At 67.1% G+C, this 23,837-nt stretch carries 30 protein-coding genes and 4 tRNA genes; 10 read left to right on the forward strand and 24 right to left on the reverse strand.

Annotation, left to right across the window (positions count from 1 at the left end):
- Positions 1-22: 22 nt before the first annotated feature.
- Both ACW172_RS19520 and ACW172_RS19525 read left to right on the forward strand, forming a co-directional pair.
- A complete protein-coding gene (locus ACW172_RS19520) occupies positions 23-760 on the forward strand; it encodes an arginyltransferase (RefSeq protein WP_492033044.1) in 738 nt (245 codons plus the stop codon).
- Positions 761-770: 10 nt separating this feature from the next.
- Positions 771-1,010, forward strand: a complete 240-nt coding sequence (locus ACW172_RS19525) for a hypothetical protein (RefSeq protein WP_492033045.1) — start codon at positions 771-773, stop codon at positions 1,008-1,010.
- Between the two features lie 9 nt (positions 1,011-1,019).
- Here ACW172_RS19525 and ACW172_RS19530 read toward each other — a convergent pair whose 3' ends face one another.
- Both ACW172_RS19530 and ACW172_RS19535 read right to left on the reverse strand, forming a co-directional pair.
- A complete protein-coding gene (locus ACW172_RS19530; protein ID WP_492033046.1) occupies positions 1,020-2,075 on the reverse strand; it encodes a M48 family metallopeptidase in 1,056 nt (351 codons plus the stop codon).
- An 11-nt stretch (positions 2,076-2,086) separates the two neighbouring features.
- The gene (locus ACW172_RS19535) at positions 2,087-2,656 is read right to left on the reverse strand and encodes a LemA family protein (RefSeq protein WP_492033047.1); all 570 of its coding nucleotides are present in this window, start codon (positions 2,654-2,656) and stop codon (positions 2,087-2,089) included.
- 89 nt (positions 2,657-2,745) lie between these two features.
- Here ACW172_RS19535 and sseA point away from each other — a divergent pair, with 89 nt between their 5' ends.
- Positions 2,746-3,582 (forward strand): 3-mercaptopyruvate sulfurtransferase, encoded by an 837-nt coding sequence (gene sseA, locus ACW172_RS19540; RefSeq protein WP_492033048.1) that lies wholly within the window; start codon positions 2,746-2,748, stop codon positions 3,580-3,582.
- Between the two features lie 24 nt (positions 3,583-3,606).
- A complete protein-coding gene (locus ACW172_RS19545) occupies positions 3,607-4,188 on the forward strand; it encodes a YcxB family protein (RefSeq protein ID WP_492033049.1) in 582 nt (193 codons plus the stop codon).
- Here ACW172_RS19545 and ACW172_RS19550 read toward each other — a convergent pair.
- Positions 4,185-5,504, reverse strand: a complete 1,320-nt coding sequence (locus ACW172_RS19550; protein WP_492033050.1) for a dicarboxylate/amino acid:cation symporter — start codon at positions 5,502-5,504, stop codon at positions 4,185-4,187. The genes ACW172_RS19545 and ACW172_RS19550 overlap by 4 nt on opposite strands.
- Before the next feature lie 51 nt (positions 5,505-5,555).
- The gene (locus ACW172_RS19555; RefSeq protein WP_492033051.1) at positions 5,556-6,680 is read right to left on the reverse strand and encodes an amino acid ABC transporter substrate-binding protein; all 1,125 of its coding nucleotides are present in this window, start codon (positions 6,678-6,680) and stop codon (positions 5,556-5,558) included.
- Positions 6,681-6,760: 80 nt separating this feature from the next.
- Here ACW172_RS19555 and metC point away from each other — a divergent pair, with 80 nt between their 5' ends.
- Positions 6,761-7,936: a cystathionine beta-lyase gene (metC, locus tag ACW172_RS19560; RefSeq protein ID WP_492033052.1), complete on the forward strand. Its 1,176-nt coding sequence runs from the start codon at positions 6,761-6,763 to the stop codon at positions 7,934-7,936.
- Here the strand turns inward: metC and ACW172_RS19565 are convergent.
- The 4 genes from ACW172_RS19565 to ACW172_RS19580 form a co-directional block, all read right to left on the reverse strand.
- Positions 7,933-8,196, reverse strand: a complete 264-nt coding sequence (locus tag ACW172_RS19565) for a hypothetical protein (protein ID WP_492033053.1) — start codon at positions 8,194-8,196, stop codon at positions 7,933-7,935. The two genes, metC and ACW172_RS19565, sit on opposite strands and share 4 nt — an antisense overlap.
- 42 nt (positions 8,197-8,238) lie before the next feature.
- Positions 8,239-8,315 (reverse strand) — tRNA-Arg (locus ACW172_RS19570).
- Positions 8,316-8,327: 12 nt separating this feature from the next.
- Complete coding sequence (locus ACW172_RS19575; protein ID WP_492033054.1) at positions 8,328-8,633, reverse strand: ETC complex I subunit; 306 nt, start codon at positions 8,631-8,633, stop codon at positions 8,328-8,330.
- A gap of 135 nt (positions 8,634-8,768) precedes the next feature.
- Positions 8,769-8,990 (reverse strand): hypothetical protein, encoded by a 222-nt coding sequence (locus tag ACW172_RS19580; RefSeq protein ID WP_492033055.1) that lies wholly within the window; start codon positions 8,988-8,990, stop codon positions 8,769-8,771.
- Between the two features lie 232 nt (positions 8,991-9,222).
- On the opposite strand from ACW172_RS19580, the gene ACW172_RS19585 reads away from it, so the two are divergent.
- From ACW172_RS19585 to ACW172_RS19595, 3 genes are read left to right on the forward strand one after another with little or no spacing between them, the layout of a single operon-like run.
- Positions 9,223-9,453 carry a hypothetical protein gene (locus ACW172_RS19585; protein WP_492033056.1) on the forward strand — a complete coding sequence of 77 codons (231 nt, stop codon included), beginning with the start codon at positions 9,223-9,225 and terminating at the stop codon, positions 9,451-9,453.
- Positions 9,454-9,482: 29 nt separating this feature from the next.
- Positions 9,483-9,845, forward strand: a complete 363-nt coding sequence (locus ACW172_RS19590; RefSeq protein WP_492033057.1) for a hypothetical protein — start codon at positions 9,483-9,485, stop codon at positions 9,843-9,845.
- A gap of 35 nt (positions 9,846-9,880) precedes the next feature.
- The gene (locus tag ACW172_RS19595; protein ID WP_492033058.1) at positions 9,881-10,396 is read left to right on the forward strand and encodes a hypothetical protein; all 516 of its coding nucleotides are present in this window, start codon (positions 9,881-9,883) and stop codon (positions 10,394-10,396) included.
- 175 nt (positions 10,397-10,571) lie between these two features.
- On the opposite strand, the gene ACW172_RS19600 is transcribed toward ACW172_RS19595, so the two are convergent.
- The 8 genes from ACW172_RS19600 to ACW172_RS19635 all read right to left on the reverse strand — a co-directional run bounded on the left by ACW172_RS19600 (position 10,572) and on the right by ACW172_RS19635 (position 15,605).
- A tRNA-Pro gene (locus ACW172_RS19600) sits at positions 10,572-10,648 on the reverse strand.
- A gap of 69 nt (positions 10,649-10,717) precedes the next feature.
- Complete coding sequence (locus ACW172_RS19605; RefSeq protein WP_492033059.1) at positions 10,718-11,191, reverse strand: DUF192 domain-containing protein; 474 nt, start codon at positions 11,189-11,191, stop codon at positions 10,718-10,720.
- A gap of 26 nt (positions 11,192-11,217) precedes the next feature.
- Complete coding sequence (locus tag ACW172_RS19610) at positions 11,218-11,790, reverse strand: cold-shock protein (RefSeq protein ID WP_492033060.1); 573 nt, start codon at positions 11,788-11,790, stop codon at positions 11,218-11,220.
- Positions 11,791-11,982: 192 nt separating this feature from the next.
- Positions 11,983-12,057: transfer RNA gene (locus ACW172_RS19615), tRNA-Glu, on the reverse strand.
- Positions 12,058-12,105: 48 nt separating this feature from the next.
- Positions 12,106-12,180 (reverse strand) — tRNA-Glu (locus ACW172_RS19620).
- Between the two features lie 78 nt (positions 12,181-12,258).
- Positions 12,259-14,076, reverse strand: coding sequence for a single-stranded-DNA-specific exonuclease RecJ (gene recJ, locus ACW172_RS19625; protein ID WP_492033061.1), 1,818 nt, complete (start codon positions 14,074-14,076; stop codon positions 12,259-12,261).
- Positions 14,076-15,083, reverse strand: a complete 1,008-nt coding sequence (gene glpX, locus ACW172_RS19630; RefSeq protein WP_492033062.1) for a class II fructose-bisphosphatase — start codon at positions 15,081-15,083, stop codon at positions 14,076-14,078. The genes recJ and glpX overlap by 1 nt, the downstream gene beginning before the upstream one ends.
- Before the next feature lie 72 nt (positions 15,084-15,155).
- Positions 15,156-15,605: a hypothetical protein gene (locus ACW172_RS19635; RefSeq protein WP_492033063.1), complete on the reverse strand. Its 450-nt coding sequence runs from the start codon at positions 15,603-15,605 to the stop codon at positions 15,156-15,158.
- 121 nt (positions 15,606-15,726) lie between these two features.
- On the opposite strand from ACW172_RS19635, the gene phaC reads away from it, so the two are divergent.
- Together phaC and ACW172_RS19645 are read left to right on the forward strand one after the other, a co-directional pair.
- Positions 15,727-17,733, forward strand: coding sequence for a class I poly(R)-hydroxyalkanoic acid synthase (gene phaC / locus ACW172_RS19640; RefSeq protein ID WP_492033064.1), 2,007 nt, complete (start codon positions 15,727-15,729; stop codon positions 17,731-17,733).
- Positions 17,730-18,113 (forward strand): hypothetical protein, encoded by a 384-nt coding sequence (locus ACW172_RS19645; RefSeq protein ID WP_492033065.1) that lies wholly within the window; start codon positions 17,730-17,732, stop codon positions 18,111-18,113. Before phaC ends, ACW172_RS19645 begins: the two co-directional genes overlap by 4 nt.
- Before the next feature lie 30 nt (positions 18,114-18,143).
- Here the strand turns inward: ACW172_RS19645 and msrB are convergent, their stop codons facing one another.
- The 8 genes from msrB to ACW172_RS19685 form a co-directional block, all read right to left on the reverse strand.
- A complete protein-coding gene (gene msrB, locus ACW172_RS19650) occupies positions 18,144-18,647 on the reverse strand; it encodes a peptide-methionine (R)-S-oxide reductase MsrB (RefSeq protein WP_492033066.1) in 504 nt (167 codons plus the stop codon).
- 72 nt (positions 18,648-18,719) lie between these two features.
- Entirely contained in the window at positions 18,720-19,661 is a 942-nt protein-coding gene (gene argC / locus ACW172_RS19655; RefSeq protein WP_492033067.1) for an N-acetyl-gamma-glutamyl-phosphate reductase, read from the reverse strand.
- Positions 19,658-20,482: a hypothetical protein gene (locus tag ACW172_RS19660; protein ID WP_492033068.1), complete on the reverse strand. Its 825-nt coding sequence runs from the start codon at positions 20,480-20,482 to the stop codon at positions 19,658-19,660. Before ACW172_RS19660 ends, argC begins: the two co-directional genes overlap by 4 nt.
- 73 nt (positions 20,483-20,555) lie before the next feature.
- Complete coding sequence (rpsI, locus tag ACW172_RS19665; RefSeq protein WP_492033069.1) at positions 20,556-21,044, reverse strand: 30S ribosomal protein S9; 489 nt, start codon at positions 21,042-21,044, stop codon at positions 20,556-20,558.
- Between the two features lie 2 nt (positions 21,045-21,046).
- Positions 21,047-21,523: a 50S ribosomal protein L13 gene (gene rplM, locus ACW172_RS19670; RefSeq protein ID WP_492033070.1), complete on the reverse strand. Its 477-nt coding sequence runs from the start codon at positions 21,521-21,523 to the stop codon at positions 21,047-21,049.
- Positions 21,524-21,766: 243 nt separating this feature from the next.
- Positions 21,767-22,561, reverse strand: a complete 795-nt coding sequence (locus ACW172_RS19675; protein WP_492033071.1) for a MerR family transcriptional regulator — start codon at positions 22,559-22,561, stop codon at positions 21,767-21,769.
- Positions 22,562-22,608: 47 nt separating this feature from the next.
- Positions 22,609-23,175, reverse strand: coding sequence for a 16S rRNA (guanine(966)-N(2))-methyltransferase RsmD (rsmD, locus tag ACW172_RS19680; protein WP_492033072.1), 567 nt, complete (start codon positions 23,173-23,175; stop codon positions 22,609-22,611).
- A 10-nt stretch (positions 23,176-23,185) separates the two neighbouring features.
- Positions 23,186-23,821, reverse strand: coding sequence for a TMEM175 family protein (locus ACW172_RS19685; RefSeq protein WP_492033073.1), 636 nt, complete (start codon positions 23,819-23,821; stop codon positions 23,186-23,188).
- Positions 23,822-23,837: the final 16 nt, after the last annotated feature.

The following is a 23,837-nucleotide window of genomic DNA, read 5'->3' on the forward strand; positions in this document are numbered from 1 at the left end:
GATCGGGTGCGGACCTAGGACCGTGACCCAGCATATCCCGACCCGTCAGCTTCGCTTCTTCATGACCGCGGTCGCGCCCTGCCCCTACCTGCCCGGCATGACCGAGCGGAAGGTGTTCGCCAACCTGCCCTTCTCGGACGGCGCCCACGTCAATGACGAACTGACCCACGCGGGCTTCCGGCGCAGCCAGAACATCGCCTACCGCCCGGCCTGCGAGAGCTGCGACGCCTGCGTCTCGGTCCGCCTGCCGGTCCCCGAGTTCACGTTCAGCCGCTCCCAGCGCAAGACCCTCAACCGCAACGCCGACCTGTCGCGCGCCCTGGTCGAGGCCGAGGCCACGATCGAGCAGTTCGACCTGCTCAAGCGCTACCTCGCCCACCGCCACCCCGGCGGCGGCATGACCGACATGACCTGGGCCGACTATGTCGCCATGGTCGAGGACACGGCGGTCCGCACCCATCTGATCGAGTACCGCACGGTCTCCCCCGACGGCGGCCCCGGCGATCTGGTCGCGGTGACCCTGGCCGACCTGCTGTCGGACGGCCTGTCCATGGTCTACAGCTTCTTCGACCCGGAGCTTGAGCGCCGCTCGCTCGGCGTCTTCGCCATCCTCGACCACGTCCGTCAGGCCCGGGCCGTGAACCTGCCCTTCGTCTACCTGGGCTACTGGGTCCAGGGCTCGACCAAGATGGACTACAAGGCCAACTTCCGCCCCATGGAGGTCCTGCGCCACCAGGGCTGGATGCGGCTGGAGGACTGAGGTCCCGGCGATGAAGACAAACCGGTGGATCCTGCCTGTCGCCGCCCTTCTGGTCGGCGCCACCCTCGTTGGCGGCTGGTTCATCCAACGGGAACGGGACTGCGAGAGTTGGTACCGAAGCCGCGTCGGAGATGCGCAGGTCCGGCGTGGCCCGGGCGGTCAGTGCTACCCATGCCGCGACGAGGGCTGGCTCCACGACATCGCCTACCCGGTCTGCGTGGCCTCGGATCGCCCCTACAAGCCGCGCTAGCCGCTGGCCTCAGGTCAGCGGCACGGACGTCGAATAGCCCGTCGCCGGAACCGACGTCCCATACCCCATGCCCGGCCCGTCCAGTCGGTCCGGCGGCGGCAGATCCCGCCCGCCCGCGTACTTGATCAACGCCGCGATCCGCTTCTCGATCGAGGGGTGGGTGGCGAACAGGCTGTCGATGCCTTCCCTGTCCGGCTGGTTGTCCAGGAACATGCCCTGGACCTCATCCGGCGCCTTGACCGTGGAGTGACCCTCGATCTTCCTCAGCGCCGAGATCATGGCGTCGGGGTTCTTCGTCAGATCGACCGAGCCGGCGTCGGCGACATACTCCCGCGTCCGCGACAGCATCAGCCGGATCACGAGGGCCAGCCCATAGCCGACCGCCGCGATGACCAGCCCGATCAGGATCAGCGGCCCGGCGTTCTTGTTGTCCCGCCGTCCGCCGCCCCGCACATAGAACATCGACCTCAGAACGAGTTGGGCCACGACACTGATGATCCCGGCGAAGATCGAGGCGATGACCATCGTCCGCACGTCCTTGTTGATCACGTGGGTCAGCTCATGGGCCAGCACGGCCTCGACCTCGTCGCGGTCCAGCACGTTCAGCAGGCCCCGGGTGACGGTCACGCTGTACTGCCCCTCGCGCAGGCCCGAGGCATAGGCGTTCATCGCATCGGTCTCGATGATCCGCAGCGTCGGGGTCTTGAGACCGCGCGAGATCGCCAGGTTCTCCAGCAGGTTATAGAGCTCGGGCATGTCGCGGCGCTCGACCCTGGTCGCGCCGGTCATGGCGTCGATGATGGCCTGGTTGCCGAACCAGGCGATGACGAACCAGACGCCCGCCGCGACGACCGCCAGCGGGATGGTCGCCCCCAGCATGGAGGCCGCATAGGCCAGGTCGTCGCCCAGCCCGCGCCCGGAGTTGGGCAGCAGACCCAGCCCCATGGCGATCAGCTGGACCCCGAAGATCAGCCCGACCAGCAGGACCGGGAACATGGCCAGCAGGATGACCGACCGGGTGTTGTTGGCCCAGATGTGGGTCTGCAGACCGACCGCGCCGCCCATCTACAGGGGCCTCAGAACTTCACCGTCGGCGGGGCGGCGTTCATCGTGGCGCGCTCGGTCGCGTCCACGGCGAAGAAGGGCTTGTCCGCGCCGAAGCCGACCAGACCGGCGAACAGGACGGTCGGGAACTGGGCCCGCACCGCGTTGAACTCGGCGACGGCGTTGTTGAAGAAGCGGCGGGCGGCGGCCAGCTTGTTCTCGATGTCCGACAGCTCGCGCTGCAGCTCCAGGAAGTTGGTGTTGGCCTTGAGGTCCGGATAGGCCTCGGCGACCGCGAACAGCCGGCCCAGAGCCCCGGTCATCATATTGTCGGCGGCGACCTTCTCATTGACCGTGGTGGCCCCGGCGGCGGCGGCGCGGGCGGCGGTGATCGCCTCCAGGGTGCCGCTCTCATGCGCCGCATAGCCCTTCACCGTCTCGACGAGGTTGGGGATCAGGTCGTTGCGCTGCTTCAGCTGGACGTCGATGTCGGCGAACGACTGGTCCGCCTTCTGGTTCAGCGCGACCAGCCGGTTGTAGGACCCGATGGCGATGAAGCCGAGCACGGCGATGATGACGACGACAACGACCAGACCGATCATGGAGCTCTCCTTCGCAAGCCCGGGGAGTATCGCCCGCGCCCCGGTCGGCGGATAGTGAAATCGGCGTCACCGGCGTGCTATCCAGCCTCATGACCCAACCGTCCCCCCTCATCTCCACCGAAGAGCTCGCCGCCCGCCTCGGCGATCCGTCGCTTCGGATCATCGACGGCAGCTGGCATCTGGACGGGCGCGACGCGGCCGCCGAGCATCTGCAGGCCCGCATCCCCGGCGCCGTCCGGTTCGATCTGGAGGCGGTCTCGGACCATTCCACCGACCTGCCCCACATGCTGCCGACGCCTCAGGCCTTCGCCGCCGCTGTGGGGGCTCTGGGCGTGTCGGAGGGCGATACGGTTGTGGTCTATGACACGGCGGGCCTGTTCTCGGCGCCGCGCATCTGGTGGACCTTCCGGCTGATGGGGGCGAAGGACGTGCGGGTGCTGGACGGCGGACTGCCGCGCTGGACCGCCGAGGGGCGCGCCGTCGAGAGCGGTCCGGCGACCGCGCCGACGCCCGCCGTCTTCACGCCCGCGCCCCGCGCCGGAGACGTCGCCGATCTGCCGAGCGTGCTGGCCGCCATCACCGGTGACGCCCAGATCGTCGACGCCCGTCCGGCCGCCCGCTTCACCGGCGAGGCCGCCGAGCCGCGCGCCGGCCTGCGCTCGGGCCACATGCCCGGCGCGCTCAACCTGCCCTTCAAGACCCTGATCGGCGACGACGGCCGCATGCTGCGCGGCGAGGCCCTGTCGGCCCGCTTCGCCGAGGCCGGGCTCGATCTGGACGGCCCCATCATCACCAGCTGCGGCTCGGGCGTCACCGCCGCCGTCCTGACCCTGGCGCTCGCCGAACTGGGCCGCAACAGCGCCCTCTACGACGGCTCCTGGGCCGAATGGGGCGGGCGGCAAGACACGCCGGTCGCGGTGGGCTAGAGACGGGTTCGGGGGGACACGACGATGAAGATCGAAGGGGAGATGCGCATCGGAGAGGCCGCGCGATGGGCCATGAAGGCCTGCGCGCCTCTGACCGGCTATCCCCGCAACCTGATCGCCATCTTCGCGGCCATACCGGTGATTGTCCTGCTCGTGGTCGGGATCCCGACGTGGATCGTCACCGAATGGGATGCGCCGCAGTGGGTCTACTGGCTCTCGCTCGTCCTCATCGGATGGCCGGTCATTGTGGGCTTCAGCCGGCTCAGCCGGCATTGGCAGGTCGGCCGGATGACCCGCGCCCTCGGCCAGCGCGGCGTCCCCAATCCCATCGCCGTCGGCTATGAGGCCGGGGACAACGCCCTGATCGTGCGTCAGGGCGCGGTCGAGTGGAATGCGCCCTGGAGCATCATCACAGACCTGAACCCGGTCGGGCCGTACTGGGTCTTCCTCGCCCAAGGCACGCCGCTCTACCTGCCGAAGCGATGCTTCGCCTCACCCGCCGAGGAGGCCGCCTTCCTGCGGGACTGCCTGAACCGGGTCTCGCCGGAGACCCGGTCGCGGAGCCGCAAGGCCGTGGCCTTCGTCGACGGCGTTGCCGGGGCCTAGGCCCCGACCGGCTCCGGCTCTTCCGCGTCGGCGGGGATGGCGTCGTCGCTCTCGCCGCGCGAGACCACCGTAGCCAGCACCAGGTCGCCGGTGACGTTCAGCGTCGTGCGGCACATGTCGAGGAAGCGGTCGACGCCCAGGATCAGGCCGATGCCCTCGGCGGGCACGCCCACCATGACCAGGATCATCGCCACCACCGGCAGGGAGCCCGCGGGAACGCCCGCCGTGCCGACGCCGCCCAGGATACAGACCAGCATGACCAGCACCTGCTGGCCGATGGTCAGGTCGATGTGGAAGAACTGGGCCAGGAACAGGACGGTGACCCCTTCAAAGAGGGCGGTGCCGTTCTGGTTGGCCGTGGCGCCGACGGTCAGGACGAAGCGGGCGATCTTGCGCGGCAGGCCCAGCTCGGTCTCGGCCGCCTTCAGCGACACCGGCAGGGCGGCGTTGGACGAGGCGGTCGAGAAGGCCACGACCATGGGCTCGCGCACGCCCTTGAAGAACCTGAAGGGCGACATGCCGCCGCCGATCCAGACGACCAGCGGATAGACCACGAACATGTGGATCAGCATCGCGCCCACGGCGACGGCCACATAGGCCGCCAGACGCACCAGCAGATCCCAGCCGAACACGGCGGCCAGCTTGAACATCAGGCAGGCGATGGCCAGCGGAGCCAGTTTGATGAAGAGGTTGATCAGCTTCATCGTGACCTCGAGCAGGCCCTCGATGGTCCGCTGCAGGTCGTCGGTGGCCTTGGACTTGGCCATCACCAGGCCGATGCCGAAGAACAGGGCGAAGATCATCACCGGCAGGATCTGGTTCTCCGACGCCGCCGTGAAGACGTTCGAGGGCACCAGATCGAGGAAGAACTGGTCGAACTGGACGCTGGCCGGGGCCTTGTCGACGATGGCCGCCGCGCCTTCGGCGCCCTGGGCCAGCAGCTTGGCGGCGATGGCCGGATCGACCCCGTCGCCCGGACGGAAGAAGTTGACCATGCCCAGGCCGATGACCACGGCGATGCCCGAGACCACGATGGTCAGCAGCAGGGTCTTGATCCCCGCCCGGCCCAGCGACTTCAGGTCGCCCATCTCGGCGACCCCGATCACGAGGGCCGAGAACAGCAGCGGAATGACCATCATGAACAGCAGCTTGAGGAACAGCTGGCCGATGGTGCCGGCGACGGCGATCAGGGTCGTCAACCAATAGGCCTCGGGATCGACGTAGAAATTGGCCGCCAGACCTCCGCCCAGGCCGATCACGAACCCGATCAGCATCAGCCAGTGAAGCGGGATCCCGCCGCGTTTCGTCTCAGTCATTCGTCCCCACGAGGTCGGTGTGTCAGGCGCAGCAACAGCGCCGCAAGCTCATCAGCGGATCGGCAGGCCGTAGATCAGCCCGCCCGGCCGCGCGTTCCATTGTGCATTCAATCCACGGGCCAGGTCGAGGGCCGATTGCGTACCCAGGTTCCGCTCGAAGATCTCGCCGTAGTTGCCCACCCCGACGACGGCGTCCAGAGCCCACTCCTTCGACAGGCCCAGTCGCTCGCCGAAGTCGCCTTCGACGCCGAGCAGGCGGCGGATACGCGGATCGGTGCTGTCCTTCGCCAGTTGCTTCGCATTGGCCTGGGTGACGCCCATCTCCTCGGCCAGAATGACGGCGTTCAGGGTCCATCGCACCAGCGCCGTCCACTGCTCGTCGCCACGCCGGACCACCGGCCCCAACGGCTCCTTGGAGACGATGTCGGCCAGGATCGCATGCTGCTGCGGGTCGGCCATGGTCGTCCGCGCCGCCGCCAGGGCCGAGATGTCGGCGGTGAAGGCGTCGCAGTCCTCGCGACCATAGGCCTGACGCGCCGCCTCCTCGGTCGGGGCCACGACGGGGGTGTATTCGATGCCGCGCGAGCGGAAATAGTCCTGGGCGTTGAGCGCGCTGGTCGAGCCGGCCGCGACACAGACCCGGGCGCCGTTCAGCTCGGTGGCGCTGTTCAGGTCCAGCGAGCGTCGCACCATGAAGCCCTGGCCGTCGTAGTAGTTGATCCCGGCGAAGGTGAATCGGCCGCCGACGTCGCGGTCCATGGTCCAGGAGGTGTTGCGCCACAGGACGTCGATCCGCCCGGCCGCCAGGGCGTCGAAGCGGTTGTCAGCGGTCAGGGGCACGAAGCGCACCTTGTCCGGATCGCCGAAGATGGACGCCGCCATCACCCGACAGAAGTCGACGTCGAAGCCGCGCCAGTCGCCGCGGTTGTCGGTATAGGCGAAGCCCACAAGGCCCTGATGCACGCCGCAATTCAGGTATCCGCGCCTCTGCACCGCCTTCAGGGTCGGGCTTTCGGTCTTGACCGCCCCGGCCTTGGGCAGTGTGCCGGTATCGGACGCATCGGCGGGGCCCGCATCGGTCCGCTTCTCGCCGCAGCCCGCCAGAGAGCCCGCCAGCGTCAGAAGCGCGAGGCCGAGGATGGCCAGACGTCGTCCCGTGCTCGCGGTCTTCAGCATATCCGGCCTCTTGCCCTCACTTATCCTTTTAGAGGCCTTCAGGCCTTGATCCGCAACCCGTCGAAGGCCATCGAAAGCGGATGAAGACGCCTTCCGACCGCACCCGACTGATCGCCGGCGCCACGCAGAGGGGACGCGGGCGCCGCCCGGTCAATCCGCCGGTGGAGCGGGCCTCCACCATGCTCAGCGACCGCGCCGACCAGATGCGCGATGAAGACCTCGGTCCGGTCTACGGGCTGGCGGGAACCACAGCCGCGCGCGAACTCCGCGCGGCGCTCGCAGGACTGGAAGGCGCCGCCGAGAGCTGGATCACGCCCTCGGGCCTCGCCGCCGTCACCGTGCCGCTTCTGGCCGTGGCTCGGCCGGGCGACGAGATCCTCGCCTCCGACGCCGTCTACGGCCCCAGCCGCCGATTCCTGGCGCGCTGGATGACGGCCCGTGGCGTCACGGTCCGCTTCCACGCTGCCGGGGCGAGCGCCGATGTGGTCGCCGCGATGATCGGGCCGGCGACCCGCGCCGTCCTGATCGAATCGCCTGCCTCCCTGACCATGGAGATGCTGGACGCTCCGGCCCTGGCCGCCGCCGCGCGAGCGAAGGGTGTGATCAGCATCATGGACAATACCTGGGGCGCCGGGCTGGCCTTCAAGCCGCTGAGCCACGGGATCGACATCAGCGTCCAGGCCGTGACCAAATACGCCGCCGGCCATTCCGACCTGCTGATGGGGGCGATCTCGACCAACGACGCCGTCCTGGGCCGGGCCATCGACGGTACGATCGAGGACATGGGCTGGCACGTCTCGCCCGACGACGCCTGGCTGGCCCTGCGGGGCCTGCGCACCCTGCCGTTGCGGATGACGGAACAGGCCCGGTCGGCGCTGCAGATTACGCGCTGGCTGGAGCAGCGGCCGGAGGTGGCGCGCATCCTCTACCCGCCCCTGCCCTCCGATCCCGGCCACGCCCTGTGGGCCCGCGACTATACGGGCGCGGCCTCGCTGTTCGGGCTGGAGATGAAGGGCGGGACGGTCGAGGCCGGCCGCGCTTTCCTCGACGCGCTCAGCCTGTTCGGCCTCGGCTATTCCTGGGGCGGCTACGAAAGCCTGGCCACCCACGAGACCCACCAGATGGCCTACCGCCAGTCGCCCGCGCCCATGGCCGGGGAGCTGCTACGATTCCACATCGGCCTGGAGGACCCGGCCGACCTGATCGCGGATCTGGAGGTCGGCCTCGCCGCCTGGCGCGCCGTTTTGAAGGCCTAGTTGTCCTTCAGCTCCGGCATCAGGCCGAAGACCACTTCACGCATGTTCGAGGCGCGCGGCGCCATGGCGCGCAGGAAGTTGACGGTGTTCCCGGCGGCTTCCTGGAAGGTGAAGTTGGAGTTGGTGAAGCGGCAGTTGATGAAGTTCGGCGGCGTGCCGCCCTCATAGATCATCCGGGCGTCGACGAACTCGCAGTCGCGGAAGGTGTTGCCGTCCAGGCGGATGAGGCCCTTCAGCGTCTGGTTGCTGGTCTCGGCCATGGCGGCCTCCTGAACGGGCGGCGCGGCGGCCGCGTTGAAAACTGGCGCGCCCAGCAGGACTCGAACCTGCAACATCCCGCTTAGAAGGCGGGTGCTCTATCCGGTTGAGCTATGGGCGCAAGGAAACCGCCCTAGTGCGTCCAGGACTGTTTGCGGTTGGTGGCGAAGTTGTCGGCGTAGGCCTTGAGGATCATCGGCGGCTCCTGCGGCTCGTGCAGGCGGAACGGGATGCCGTAGCGATCGGCATAGGCCACGGCCTCTTCCTTGGTCTCGAAGGTCAGGCGCACCTGACCGTTCATGTCGTCCGAGCCGATCCAGCCCATCAGCGGGTCGGTGGTCCGCGCCGAGGCCGGTTCGAACTCCAGCCGCCAGTCCTTGGACTTGGCCTTGCCCGACTGCATCGCGGTCTTGGCGGGGCGGTAGATGCGGGCCAGCATGGGCGGAGACTCTCGGCAGGAAGCGGTTTGAACGCGTCTTATACCGCGTCGCACCAAGGCGTCCATGGGAGGCGCCAGGCTAACGACAAACGGCGGCCCTTGCGGACCGCCGTTGGCCGTCGCCGTCCGGGCCGACTAGCAGTTCATGGACGCCAGCTCCCAGCGCCGGATGCAGGCGTTCAGGCCGGGATCGCCCTCGACGATATTCTCCTCGACGCCGCAGTAGACCGTGCCATCGACGTAGTTGCAGTAGTCGCCGGGCGCGGCTTGGGCCGTACCGACCGACAGAAGGGCCGAAGCGGCCAGAAGGGCGCCGGCGACGGTGACCTTGAGAGAGGTCTTACGTAGTGCACGCATGTCATATCCTCCGGAAGGGTGAAAGGCGGCCGAAATCGAACCGCCGGGCCATGCAGAAGCAAAGGGCGCCCTCCGGCCATCCGGTCTTTCGTACCTGCAACTTTAGGCGCCATGGCCCACAACCTTGACGATCAGGCGGCCACCAATCGGGAAAACCCCGATCTGTCCCCCTCCGGACAGACGAACCCTTTACATTGTCTGGCGTTCTGTCGGCCGCTGAGAGAGGGCCGAGATGTCATTCACCCAACTGGAACCCAGTCTGCCGGTCACCGTCGAGGGAAAGGGCAAGGGCTATGCCTTCGCCGTTATCGACTATGGTCAGGAGCATTCGCTGATCTGGGTCACCGCCATCGACGACACCGGCGAGATCTGGTGCGCCCCCAACGCCCGGGTCCGCGTCCAGTCCAACTGGACCATGGGCCGCCGCAAGCAGGACGGCCCGCGGGACGGGGATTGTAGCTGATCGGGTGCCTGATCGGCGGCGCGGTCCATATGAGCGGCAAGGCGTTCGTCGTGTTGGACAATACCCCGCCATACCCCGAGGCGATCTATATCGGGAGTGTTCATACGCACAATCCGGGAAGCACAGTCCTTTCTGGCCGACGCGAAGCCGACAACAGCTTGAGCGGGGATCAGGGTGTTCTCGAAAGCACCCGCGGATACCTGTCGTCTATCGGCAAGGACCCGAACCTGGCCCGCCTCTACGTCGCCGCGAACCAGCTCGGAGGCGCCGGCGAACCTGAGCGCTACAAGATCGCTATCTACAATCATGCGAATGCTGAGCGAGCGATCCATGATATGACCGCCGAAGGCCCTGAAGCTGACCCTGATGGTGAAGCATGTCCTCCCGTCTAGCTGCACTTGCTCTTCCTGTCGGAGCAGCATTCGCCATGGCCTTTCCGGCCTCCGGACAGACCCCCGACATAGGCCAGCAGCACGCCCCGGCGCACGGCAGTTTCATCGCCGGGTACGCGCGCTCCGCCAGCAGCGGCCTTCTCGCGGGTCGTTGGATCACCGAGTTCCACCGTGGCCCCGCCCCTGAATTTCGCCTGTCCGCCCGGAGGGCGCTGGACGCTGTGAACGGTCAGGAACAGGTAAGGTGGATCGACGAAACCACCTGCCCCGGCCTCGCGCCCACGCTGGAGGCTCTCGACGGCCTGGTGATGCCGACAGTCAATGTGCCCAATCTCGCCCGCCAGCCCGCGCCGGTGCCCGTTTTTCCCGGCCCGACCAGCATCCCTACCGATGCGCCCGCGTACACCATATTCGCGCTGGGCCGACAGCCGGACGGGAACTTCGCGGATCTCAGGGTCTCATCGATATCCGGCCTCATCGCGGGCTGGGGTCAGTTCGCGGATCGCTTGCTGGAGCCTTGCTGGCGGGCGGCGCCCGTTTCTGAACGCTAGAGGACGCGAGTGGCGCTCCCCGATGCCCAAAGCCCGCCGTTTCCCGAAAGCCAGCGATAGATAACCCAGGCGCCGGCGGCGACCGGGAGTGAGCACCCATCTTCGTTGAACTGGACGCGCGTATACGCGGGAACGCCACCGGTAAAACCGGTCACTTCGTAAGGCGCTAAGTCGATGGTCGGAGTGAGAGGATTCGAACCTCCGACCCTCTGGTCCCAAACCAGATGCGCTACCAGGCTGCGCTACACTCCGGCGGCGGGATTTGGCACACTCGGCGCTGCACCGCAAACGCGAACAGCCCTCGCGGCCAACGAATTCGCGTCAGTTGTGGAAGAAGGGGTGGCGGACGACGTCGCCGGGCTTGGCGCCGATCTCCTCCATCCGGCCCGCGCGGACCTCGAGCACGCCCTTGGCCGCGCCGTTCGAGCTGAGCACCTGTTCCGAGAAGGGGGTGGCGTGGGAGGCGATGGAGACGATGTGGCCGTCTTCGGAGATGTAGACGATGTCCAGCGAGCTGGGGGTGTTCTTCATCCAGAAGCCCTGCTCTGTCGCCACCTCGAACTCGAACAGCATGCCGCGGTCGGCCTCGAGCGGCTGGCGGAACATCAGGCCGCGCTGGCGCTCGGCCTCGTCGTCGGCGATCTCGACCAGGAAGCGATGCTCGCCCGTCGCGGTGACCACGCTCAGGGGCTCCAGCGGGCGCCCGGCCGAATCAACGGGGCCTTTCGAGCCCTGGGCGCAGGCCGCCAGCAGCAGGAACAGGCCCGAAACGAAAAGCCGACGCGTGGAAGTCATGAGTACGCCCTCGTGAAGGGCGAAGCTTAGCCGCCCGGTCTGATCTCGGCCACCACCAGACCCTTGGGTCCTTCGGCGAAGACCACCCTGACCGTCTCGCCCGGGACCAGATCGTCCAGGCCGAAACGCCGCAGAGTCTCGATATGGACGAAGATATCGCCGGGATCGCTGGCGCGCACCACGAAACCGTAGCCCTTGGTGCGATTGAACCATTTGACCGTGGCGGATTCCATCTCGCCGCCGCCGGGAGCCTCGGCGCGCGGCTGCACGCCCCGGCTGTCGGCCTTCAGCCCGTCATAACCGGTGCGACGAGCGGGCGCCGCCGTGACCTCGCCGGCGCCGAGTTCATGGACGTGAACGACCTGCCAGCCCTTGGCGCGGCGCGCGCAGTCGAAGGTGATCGGCGCGCCTTCGCCCGCCGTCTCGTGCCCGCAGTCGCGCAGGCAGCTCACATGCAGCAGGACATCCCTGGAATCGGTCCTGTCGGGCTCGTCCGGCACGATGAAGCCGTAGCCCTTGCCCGGATCGAACCATTTCACCCGGCCGGTGATCCGGACGACGTCCGGCGCCTCCAGCCCCTCGTAGTCAGACACAGTCACTCATCCCCCAGTCCGCACCTCCTGCGGAACGCCGTATGTTTACCACGGTTCTGTGAACGAGAGAAAAGACAAAAACGCACGTTTCGCGCGCGTGAGGGGAATTCGAGGCAAGACCTTTGCTGAAAAGACACGACTTTCCCGCTTCCGCGCAAAAACGGTCAGGTCTCGTCAGGCAATGTCTGGGAGGTTCGCTGGCAGTCCCTAGGGGAGTCGAACCCCTCTTTTCAGGTTGAAAACCTGACGTCCTAACCGATAGACGAAGGGACCGCTGTGCGAGAGCAGTCGATGTAAGCCGCCGATTTCCGGAGGTCCGCGTGGCAGTCCCTAGGGGAGTCGAACCCCTCTTTTCAGGTTGAAAACCTGACGTCCTAACCGATAGACGAAGGGACCGCTGCGCGAGAGCGGGCGATATAGCCGCCGATTTCGGAGCGCGCAACAGCTAATCTGTCGCTCCGCCAGGGGATTGTTTCAGGAGGCCATCCGGGGGTCGGCGACGTCCTCGATCTCGAACTGGACGCCGCGGCGGCCGTTCCAGTCGTCGGCCTTCAGACGACCGGCAACGCTCAAGCCTCCCTGCCCCGCCAGAAGCGCCTTGCCGAGCGGCAGATCGGCGCAACGCCAGGCGATGGCGCGCACCGAGGCGCCGTCCGCCCCGACCAGACGACAGCGCACATGGCCGCCGTTCATGGCCACCGGCTCGCGCGCCTGCACGCCGGCCAGTGCGAACAGGGGCTCGGGGTTGGCGGGGCCGAAGGGGGCCAGTTGCTCGAAGGTCTCGAACAGGGTCCGGGTCGCGCCGCCGGGCTCGATCAGGGCGTCGATCTCGACCCGGTCCAGCACCTCGGCCTCGACCTGTTCGCCGGACAGCCGGTCGTTGAGGAAGTTCCGCAGGGTGTCGATGCCGTCGGTCTTCACGGTCAGCCCGGCCGCCATGGCGTGGCCGCCGCCCGCGATCAACAGGCCCTCATTCCAAGCGGCCTGGATGGCGCGGCCCAGGTTCATTCCGGGCTGGGACCGGCCCGAGCCCTTGCCGATGCCGTTCACGGCGTCGACGCCGATGACGATGACGGGCTTGCGCCAACGCTCGCGCAGACGTCCGGCCACGATCCCGACCACGCCCGGGTGCCAGTCGTCGCCCGCGACCACGACCACGGCCGAGCCGTCGTCATGGGCGCCGGTCTGTTCGACGCGGCGGATGGCCTCTTCCGTCACCTGACGCTCGATCTCGCGGCGGCCGATGTTCAGGGCGTCCAACTCCTCCGCGATCGCCCTCGCCTCTTCCGGATCGTCGGTGGAGAGCAGACGCGCGCCGAGGTCCGACTTGCCGATCCGGCCGCCCGCATTGATGCGCGGTCCCAGGATGAAGCCGGCGTGATTGGTCTTGGCCGGCCCTTCCTCCGCCTTGGCGGCGGCCAGCAAGGCCTTGAGGCCGGGGTTCTTCCAGTCCGACATGACGCGCAGGCCCAGACCCGTCAGCGCGCGATTGAAGCCGGTCAGGCCGGTGACGTCGCAGACGGCGCCCATGGCGGCCAGATCCAGCCACTGGCGGATGTCGGGCTGCTCGCGGTCCGCGAAGAGTCCCCTCGCCCGCGCCTCGCGGTTCAGGGCGGCCAGAAGCACGAAGACCACGCCGGCGGCGGCCAGGTTGCCCTGGCCCGAGTTATCGCCCGGCCGGTTCGGATTGACGACCGCCAGACACAGCGGCGGCTCCTCGCGCATCATATGGTGGTCGATGACCACGACGTTCAGACCGATAGCGCTGGCGTGGGCCACGGCCTCGTTGGCCGCCGCGCCGCAGTCGACGGTGATGACCAGATCGGCGCCCGAGGCCTTCAGAGTGTCGAAGGCCTTCGCGCTGGGGCCATAGCCCTCGGTGATGCGGTCGGGGACATAGATGGGCAGGTCGGAGCCCATGGCCCGGAACCAGCGCACCAGCAAGGCCGCGCTGGAGGCGCCATCGACGTCATAGTCGGCGAAGACGTGGATGCTTGATCCCGCCGTCAGGGCGTCGAGGATGGCCGAGGCGGCCGCGTCCATGTCCATGAAGCTGGACGGGTCGGGGAACAGGGCCTTGAGCGTCGGGGTCAGGAAGTCGGCGCCCTGATCGGCCCGCACCCCGCGCGAGGCCAGGGCCCGGGCCAGGGGCTCGTCGAGACCCAGGGCCTGCATGTGGGCGCGGGTGACCGAGGGCTCGGCCGGGCGCTGCCGCCAGGCCCGGCCCGAGAGCGAGCGCGAGACATCAAGGAACTGGCTGATGCCGCCCGAAGGGATTCCCCCGTCGGCCACTACAGCGGCCGGGTCGTGCGGATGCGCCGCACGGTGTGGGTCGAGGAGTCCATCACCACCGTATGGGTGCTGACCAGACCGCGCTCGATACGGACGCCGTCCAGCAGGGCCCCGCCGGTCACGCCGGTGGCGGCGAAAACGGCGTCGGTCGAGACGATCTCATGCAGGTCGTACTTCCGGTTCAGATCGGTGATCCCGATCCGGTGGGCGCGGGCCCGCTCGTCGTCGTTGCGGAACAGCAGCCGCCCCTGGAAATGGCCGCCGACACACTTCAGCGCCGAGGCGGCCAGCACCCCTTCCGGCCCCCCGCCCGAACCCAGATAGAGGTCGATGCCGGTCTCCGGATCCGTCGTATGGATCACCCCCGCCACGTCGCCGTCGCCGATCAGCATGACCTTGGCCCCGACCTCGCGCAGGGCGGCGATCAGCTCGGAGTGGCGCGGCCGGTCCATCACGCAGACGGTGATGTCGCGCGGATCGACGCCCTTGGCCGAGGCCAGCGACCGCACGTTCTCGGCCGGGCTCATGTCCAGATCGACCGTGCCGGGCGCATAGCCGGGGCCGATGGCGATCTTGTCCATATAGGTGTCGGGGGCGTGCAGCATGCCGCCGCCGGCCGACATCGACAGGACGCACAGGGCGCCCGGCATGGCCTTGGCCGTCAGGGTGGTGCCTTCCAGCGGATCGAGGGCGATATCGATGGCGGGGCCGCGCCCCGTGCCCACGGCCTCGCCGATATAGAGCATGGGCGCCTCGTCGCGCTCGCCCTCGCCGATGACGATCAGGCCGTCGATCTCCAGCCGGTTCAGCTGGGTGCGCATGGCGTCGACGGCCAACTGGTCGGCCTGCATCTCGTCGCCACGGCCGATCTGGGCGAAGGCGGCGACGGCGGCGGCCTCGGTCACCCGCACGGCGTCGGCGGCGAGGCTGGAAAACGGGATTTCGGTGGTCGTCACTATGCGGCGCTGATCCAGCGGCCGGGTGTCGAAGGGGGCCGTGTCGGCCATGGCTTCAGTCTCCTTGAGGAGCATGATCCCCGGATCTAGGGTCCGGGCGAGACTAACTTCCGTCCGTGACGGCTATTGGGGCGCCTGCTGCGGCGGCGGAGCCGGCGTGCGGCCGATCGGCGGAGGGGCCTTGGCGCGGTCGCGCAGGGCCTGGGCATAGGCGTCCAGCTCGGCGGCGGTGCGGGCGGCGTCGGGCGAGACCGGGGTGGCGGCGATGCGAGCGGCGACGTCGCGCTCCAGCGCGGCCGGGTCGCCGTTGGTCCACTGCAGGGTCGAAACCTCATTGGCCAGGGCCCCGCCAGTCGCGCGCAAGGTATTGACCTGCTGGGCCACCTGGGCGGGCGGAGGCACGGGCTCGGACGAGCGCGGGAAGTCCTCCCAGCGCGGATAGGTGCGGTTGGCGTCGACCAGGGCCTGGACGCGCGGGGCCAGCGGCGAGCTGGCGTCCGTCTCCGGATCGAAGGAGGCGACACAGGCGGACAGGCCTGACGCCAGTCCGAGAGCGGCTGAGGCCATAAGCATCGGCCGCATCATCTTTTTCACAACGCGAGCGTTCATTTCAGAGCCGGTCATATGCCATGATCGCATTCGGCGGAAGGGCGGCGTGTAGTCCCCCGCGCCGGGAAACGCCGAAGGACCCCCGATGGCCAAGCGACCGACCAAGGCTGAGACGGCTCCCGCGCCCGAAAAGGCGCCTCGCAAGGCCGGTCGCCCCACCTCGGCCAAGCCGCCGCGCCCCCGGGCGAAGAAGGCCGCCGAGGCGATCATGGAGCCGGTCGTGGAGGCCGCCGCCCCTCCCCCGCCCGAAGCGAAGCCCGAGGCGAAGCCGGAAGCCCGTCCCGACCCCGAGGCCGCCAATCCCTTCGTCATGCCCGGCGCGGATCAGATGCAGGCGCTGGAAACCCTGTCGATGAACATCGCCAAGGCCGCCATGACCGCCCAGTCGGCCATCGCCGAGGCCGCCCTGAGCCAGGCCGACCGCCCCGCCGCCCTGTCGCCCGACCCCTTCAACGTCGGCCCGGCCATGACCAGCGTCATGACCAGTCTGGCCGCCCGCCCGGACAAGCTGTTCAGCGCCCAGGCCGATCTGTTCAGCCGCTATATGGACCTGTGGGCCACGACCAGCCGCCGCGCGGCGGGCGAGACGGTCGCCCCCTCGGCGAGCGATCGCCCCGACAAGCGGTTCAAGGACCCGGCATGGTCCGAGAACCCGATGTTCGACATGATGCGTCAGTCGTACCTGGTCACCTCCGACTGGATGAACGGCCTGATCGCCTCGGTGGAGGACGTCGACCCGATGACGCGCCGCCGGGCCGAATTCTTCACCAAGCTGCTGACCGACGCCTTCTCGCCGTCGAACTTCCTCGCCTCCAACCCGGTGGCACTGAAGGCCATGGCCGAGACCAATGGCGAATCCCTGGTGAAGGGGATGCAGAACTTCGCCGCCGATCTGGAGCGCGGCGCGGGCAAGCTGGCCATCAGCCAGGCCGACTACGGCAAGTTCGTCGTCGGCGAGAACGTCGCCACCGCCCCTGGCCAGGTCGTCTGGCGCGACGAGTTGTTCGAACTGCTCCAGTTCGACGCCGCCACGGACCGGCAGTACGCCGTGCCCCTGCTGATCTTCCCGCCGTGGATCAACAAATTCTACATCATGGACCTGCAGCCGGCGAACTCGCTGATCCGCTGGCTGTCGGCGCAGGGCTTCACTGTCTTCGTCTGTTCGTGGGTCAATCCGGATCAGGACAAGGCCGGCTTCGGCTTCGACGAATACCTTGAGAAAGGCATCTATCGCGCGGTCGAGAAGGTGCTGGAGCAGACTGGCTCCAGGACGCTGAACACCGTCGGCTACTGCATCGGCGGCACCCTGATGGGGGCGGCCCTGGCTCATATGGCCGCGAAGAAGGACACCCGTGTCGCCGCTACTACCTTCTTCGCCGCCCAGCATGATTTCGAGGAGGCCGGCGACCTGCTGCTGTTCACCGACGAACACTGGCTGACCAGCATAGAAGCCCAGATGGACGAGGCCGGCGGGGTCCTGCCCGGCGCGGCCATGGCCGAGACCTTCAACGCCCTGCGCGCCAACGACCTGATCTGGTCGTTCTTCGTGTCCAACTATCTGATGGGCAAGTCGCCGGCCGCCTTCGACCTGCTGTTCTGGAACGCTGACCAGACGCGGATGCCCAAGGCCCTGCACATGGACTATCTGCGCTCCATGTACGGCCAGAACCGGCTGTCGAAGGGGGAGTTCGAGATCGGCGGGATCAAGGTCGACCTGGCCGATGTGACCCTGCCCCTCTATTTCGTCGCCAGCCGCGAGGACCACATCGCGCCGATGAACTCGGTCTATCGCTCGGCGCGGGCGTTCCGGAACGCCGACGTGACCCTGACCCTGGCCGGTTCTGGCCATATCGCCGGGATCATCAACCCGCCGACGGCGAAGAAGTATCAGCACTGGACCAACGCCGCCCTGCCCGCGACCCTGGCCGAATGGCGGGCGGGCGCCGAAGAACATCCCGGCAGCTGGTGGAACCACTGGGCGTCGTGGCTTAAGGAGCGGTCGGGCGAACAGATTCCGGCGCGCGATCCCGCGAAGGGGCCGCTCAAGCCCATCGAGCCGGCGCCCGGCGCCTATGTGAAAGTGCAGTCTTGAAGCGTATCGAACCGAACATCCTGCTGGCGATCAGCACGTCCATCTCCCTGCTCCTGCTGCTGCTCACCACGGTCGTCTATGGCGAGGCCGGCGCGGGCGGAGAGGTCAAATATCCGCTGATGGCCGCGATCTGCATCGTCGGCTACGTCGTCGGCAACGCGCTGATGCAGCGTCAGCTGAAGCGGATGACCCCGCCGATGATCCACCCGGACAAGCCCTCGACGGCGGCCATGGCCGGGGTCTTTCCCCTGATCGTCATGCTGCTGGCCGCCGTGCCGGTGTTCTGGGTCGGCCACGACTACGGCCTGTTCGTCATCATCGCCTCGGTCATGACCGGCGCGACGATCGAATCCGCGATCAAGGCCCGCAGCTGGCAGTAGCCGTCAACCCGGCTTGCCAGACTCCCGAAGTCAGCCCGGCTTGAAGGTCAGCGCGACGCCGTTGTTGCAGTAACGTTTGCCGGTCGGGGCAGGACCGTCATCAAAGACGTGGCCCTGGTGCCCGAGGCAGCGGGCGCAGTGATACTCCGTACGCGGAATACCGATGGCGAAGTCGCTTTTCGTGGCGATATTGGCCGGGTTGGCGCGGAAGAAGCTGGGCCAGCCGGTACCTGAGTCGAACTTCCAGGCCGACAGGAACAGCGGCAGGTCGCAGGCCTTGCAGACGAAGGTCCCGGCGCGGTGCTCGTCATTCAGCGGGCTGGAGTACGGCCGCTCGGTCGCCTCATGACGCAGAACGTCATAGCTGAGCCCCGGCAGGCGGGTTCGCCACTGGGCATCGGTCGTCTGGCGGAAAGGCGACGACGCGAACGGATCGGCGGCCGCGCTTGCCTTTCCGGCCAGGGCGGCTCCGAGCGACAGGGCGCCGAGGCCTGTCAGCAGCGAACGGCGCGGGATCCGGATCGATTGGGTCATGATCCGAAGTACGCCGCCGATCGGCGAAAGGTTTCAAGGTCTCCTCCCCACGCAGGGGGAGGAGACGCGATGTCAGCTCAGCCCGGTCTCTTCCGGCAGACCCAGCATGATATTCAGGTTCTGCACCGCCGCCCCGGAGGCGCCCTTGCCGAGGTTGTCCAGCAGGGCGACCAGTCGGGCCTGATGGCCGTTGCGGTCGCCGAAGACGTGCAGGCGCATGCGGTTGGTGCCGTTCAGGCCTTCGGGGTCGATGCCGGTCATGGCCTCGGTCGTCTCCAGGTCCGCGACCTCGACGAAGCGCTGGCCGGCGTAGGCCTCGACCAGGGCGCCGTGGATGACCTCGACCGAGGTCGCCGGCAGGGCCGACAGCTGCAGCGGGATCTCGACCAGCATGCCCTGGCGATAGGTCCCGACGGCCGGAGCGAACAGGACGTCGTTGGCCAGGCCCGTGTGCTTCGTCATCTCGGGGACGTGCTTGTGATGCAGGCTGAGGCCATAGGCGCGGAAGGCGGGCGCCTTGTTCTTCTCGGGGCCCTCGAACTCGGCGATCATCGACTTGCCGCCGCCGGAATAGCCCGAGACGGCGTTGACGGTGACGAAGGCCGAGGCCGGGACGATACCCGCCTTCACCAGCGGCCGCATCAGGCCGATGAAGCCGGTCGGATAGCAGCCGGGATTGCTGACCCGCGTCGAGGCGGCAATGGCGGCGCGTTGACCCGCGTCCATCTCCGCGAAGCCATAGGTCCAGCCCTCGGCGACCCGGTAAGCCGTGGAGGCGTCGATGACCCGGGTCGTCGCATTGTCGATCATGGCGACGGCTTCCTTCGCCGCCTCGTCGGGCAGGCACAGGATCACTGCGTCAGCAGCGTTCAGCGCCTCGCGCCGCGCCGCCGGATCCTTGCGCCGGTCGCCGGTCAGGGAGATGAACTCCAGATCCGTGCGTCCTTCCAGACGCTGCCGGATCTCCAGCCCCGTGGTGCCGGCCTCGCCGTCGATGAAGATGGTGTGGGTCATTGAGAAATCCTGATCACGTTCACAAGCGGATCGCCCTCGAGATCGTCCTTCTGGAGGCGCCGAACCTTTGACCGCGTCCCATCAATGAAGGCATGCGCCAGATCCAAATCGTCTTGGCTGACAGGCAAGTCCTCTGAAGTTGCGGAAGCGTAGCGGAAAAATGGCCGAAGCCTGCTCAGTCGATTGAACAGACTTACAAAAGCTCCATCAACATTTCCTAGCTTGCCCTGCTGATTTATCGCCGAATGTATAGCCCTGTGGTTTGTATCATCATCTACCATCATACTGGTAAGTAGATCTGCCTTCGATGACAACTCACAGGCGCCGTACAAATTCTCAACGACTACGGCCGAATGATTACGACCAAAAGCATCCTTTGCAGCAACTAGAAATTGATCAGCCTTCTCCAGAAGAGCCTGGGCTCTGGCTCTTTTTCTCAAAAAATTAAAACTAACCGCCCAGCCATGACCATTAAACATGAGCGTCATATGAGCAAAATCGAGCTCATCATCCTCAAGTTCGAATCCAGCAAATCCAGATAGATCGGAAACTAGAACAGGATCTCCCTTTTCAATTGGGCGACCCATTCTTGTCCACGCAACACCCTTAACTTCTTCATTGAGACGTACGGAGATAGATTTATCGTCAGGCCACACGACTTGGGCCATGTATAACTCTACAGGAACCTGTAACAGCCCCGCGTTTGCCCTGCGTTCAATCTCTGGATTGATCCACAATTCGAAAGCCTGATTGACGATTCTTTTTTGAGCTTCATCGTCAAACGACGTGGCGGATTGTACGATCTTTTCCTCGTCCGACATCTTCGCCTCCAAAGAAAAAGGGCGCTCCGGTTTCCCGAAGCGCCCCGTTTCGTAATCGCTTTCGCGAAACGGCTTAACGCTTCGAGAACTGGAAGGAACGGCGGGCCTTGGCGCGGCCGTACTTCTTGCGCTCGACGACGCGGCTGTCGCGGGTCAGGAAGCCGTGCGGCTTCAGGACCGGGCGCAGGGCCGGTTCGTAGTGCGTCAGGGCGTGCGACAGGCCGTGGCGGATGGCGCCGGCCTGGCCCGACAGGCCCGAACCTTCGACGGTGCAGACGACGTCGAACTGGGTGACGCGGTCGGTGACGGTCAGCGGCTGGGCGACCATCATCTGCAGGATTTCACGGGCGAAGTAGACCGCGACGTCCTTGCCGTTGACGGTGATCTTGCCGGTGCCCGGCTTGACCCAGACGCGAGCGATCGCGTTCTTGCGCTTGCCGGTCGAATAGGCGCGGCCCTGGGCGTCCAGCTTCTGGACGTGTTCCGGAGCGGCCTCGGCCGTGGCGGACAGACCCTTCAGGGCGTCGAAACCGGTGGCGGTGTCTTGAGTGACGTCGGTCATGCTCAGATGCTCCGGGTGTTCTTGGCCGAGCGGCCGGCGAAGTCGATGGTTTCGGGCTGCTGGGCGTCGTGGTCGTGCGTCGCGCCGGCGAACAGGCGCAGGTGCGTCATTTGCGAACGGGCCAGCGGGCTTTCCTTCGGCATCATGCGCTCGACAGCCTTCTCCAGAACGCGTTCCGGGAAGCGGCCGCCCAGCACCTTGGCCGGGGTGGTCGACTTCACGCCGCCCGGGTGACCGGTGTGGCGGTAGTAGATCTTGTCGGTGTTCTTCTTGCCGGTGAACACGACCTTGTCGACGTTGGTGACGACGATGTAGTCGCCCGAGTCCACGTGCGGGGTGTAGGTCGGCAGGTGCTTGCCACGCAGGCGCATGGCGATGAAGGTCGCGAGGCGGCCCACGACGACGCCTTCAGCGTCGATATGGATCCACTTCCTCTCGACCTCGGACGGCTTCAAGGCAGCCGTAGTGCTCTTCAGCATTTTCGAGGTTCCTGGGATAGACGAAACGGGTTGGCCCGCTCCTGCAGATGCCGGAACGAACGGAAGGCGCGCTGATAGAGGAAGGGATGACGGGCGTCAATGCGCATTGAATGCGCGAATACGCCTTATATGTCTGATTTTATTCGATTTTCTATATACGGTATTAAAATACCGCACGCTTTGACGCCCGAAATGCCCTTCGGGGCCGCCAGATGAGCTCCGACAACCCCGAACGGCGACTGTTCAGTCCGCCAACGCCCGACCCGCGTAGGCCTTCATTGCCGCAGCCATCCAGTCGGCCAGCCCGGGTGCGATCCCTTCGTAGCGGGCGCGGAACTCCGGATTGGTCGAATAGAGATCGGCCAGCCCGGCGTAGGCCGTAGCCGTCGGCGGGGTCTTCCACGTCCGGCCGACCCAGGCGTGGTGGCGCGACAGGATCGGGTCGAGGCCTGCGCTGTCCGCCGCCATCCCCTGCCCCATCGCCCGCGCCAGATCGCCCTCGAGTTCGGCGACCTCGGCCATCCAGTCCTGCTGCTGGCCGGGCGACATGGCTTTCATGGCCTCACGCCCGGCCTCGATCCGGGCCTTGGCCTGTTCGCCGTATTTGTCGATGATCCAGGCCTCGTACTCGGCCTGCTTTTCCGGGCTGAAGCCCTCGTAGAGTTGCTTGTCCATGACGGTGTCTCGTCCTTCCAGTTCGGCGATCGTGCGGTCGATCGTCCGGGCCAGCCGGCGATAGCGCTCCGCTTCCGCCTCGATCCGTTCCCGTTGCGCACGCAGCGCCTCCAGACGGTCGAAGCCGGCGCTGTCCAGCAGGACACCGATATCGCCCAGGGCGATGCCGAACTCCCGATGGACCAGGATCGACTGCAGCCGCAGCAGTTCCTCGCGTCCGTAGTAGCGATAGCCGTTCTCGCCGACCGACGCGGGCTTCAGCAGGCCGATCTCGTCATAGTGATGCAGCGTCCGGACCGAGGTTCCGGACAGCCGCGCCAGCTGGCTGACGGTATAGGTTCTGTTGCGCGCGTCGTTCCGCATGGACGCCTCTATCGGGCCTCACGCGGCGTGAGGGTCAAGCGGCTTTTTCAGCTCTCGCGGCGCAGGAACAGCACACGGGCGGCGCCATAGTCGCGTGCGTCCAGACGCTCATAGCCGGGCGTCTCGATCTCGGGCTCGTCGGAGCCGCGTTCATAGACGACCAGTGCGCCCGGCTTCAGCCAGGTCCCGTCGGCCAGACAGGCCAGGGCCTGCTCCCCCAACCCCTTGCCGTAGGGCGGATCGAGGAAGGCCAGGTCGAAGGCCTCGGCGATCGGACCGGGGCGCGGCCCCATCTCCGTGGCGCTGCGCCGGTGCACACGGGTGGAACCGAACAGGTGCCAGGCCTCGACATTGTCGCGGATGGCGCCGCGCGCGGCCTCGTCCGTCTCGACGAACAGGCAGAATTTCGCGCCGCGCGACACGGCCTCGAAGCCGAGGGCGCCCGAGCCGGCGAAGACGTCGATGACCCGGATCCCCTGCAGGCTCTCGGCCCACGAGGCGTGCTCCAGCACATTGAACACGGCCTGCCGCGCGCGGTCGGAGGTCGGGCGAGTGTTCCTGCCCTCGGGCGCGACGATGGCCCTGCCCTTCAGCGATCCGGCGACGATTCTCATTCGGCGGGGCTCATGCGGCGGCGCGACGCTGGGCCCAGATCAGGAAGCCGACCAGACCGGCCACCACCGCCGCCAGCGGGCCGACGATCCAGAGTGGCGCCCCGACGGAAAGGGCCAGGGCCAGACCGCAGCAGGCGGCGGGCATGAAGGTCTGCATCAGGGTCGCCGCCAGCCGCAAGGCGAAGGGACGCTTCGGCCGCACGACGTCGGCGATGAAATAGGCATAGCCCTGGGCCAGACCGTTCGCGAGACCGATGGCCGACACCAGCCCCAGATAGAGGCCGAAGGTCTCGATGGTCACCGGCGGGGAGTAGAGCAGGACCGAGGCGAACGGCATCAGGGCGATGCCGGCCAGCAGGATCAGGTTCAGCACGAACACACCGACGGTGAACCGCTGCATGCCCAGGAACAGCCGGCGGTGCGAGTTCCAGAAGATACCGACCACCGCGAAGCTGAGGGCGAAGGCGGCCAGCATCTGCCAGCTTTCGCGGAACAGGGTCGCGGCGTGACCATCCCAGCCGTGCGGCACGTGCAGCTCGATGGCCAGCAGGGTGATGGCGATGGCGAAGACGCCGTCCGAGAAGAACAGCAGCCGGTCGAGGCCGGGATCGCCCTTGTGAACGAGTTCGTGCGTGTGATCGGTCATGGCGTCCCCCGACGGC

The organism is Brevundimonas sp. ALps5 (genome assembly GCF_058681645.1).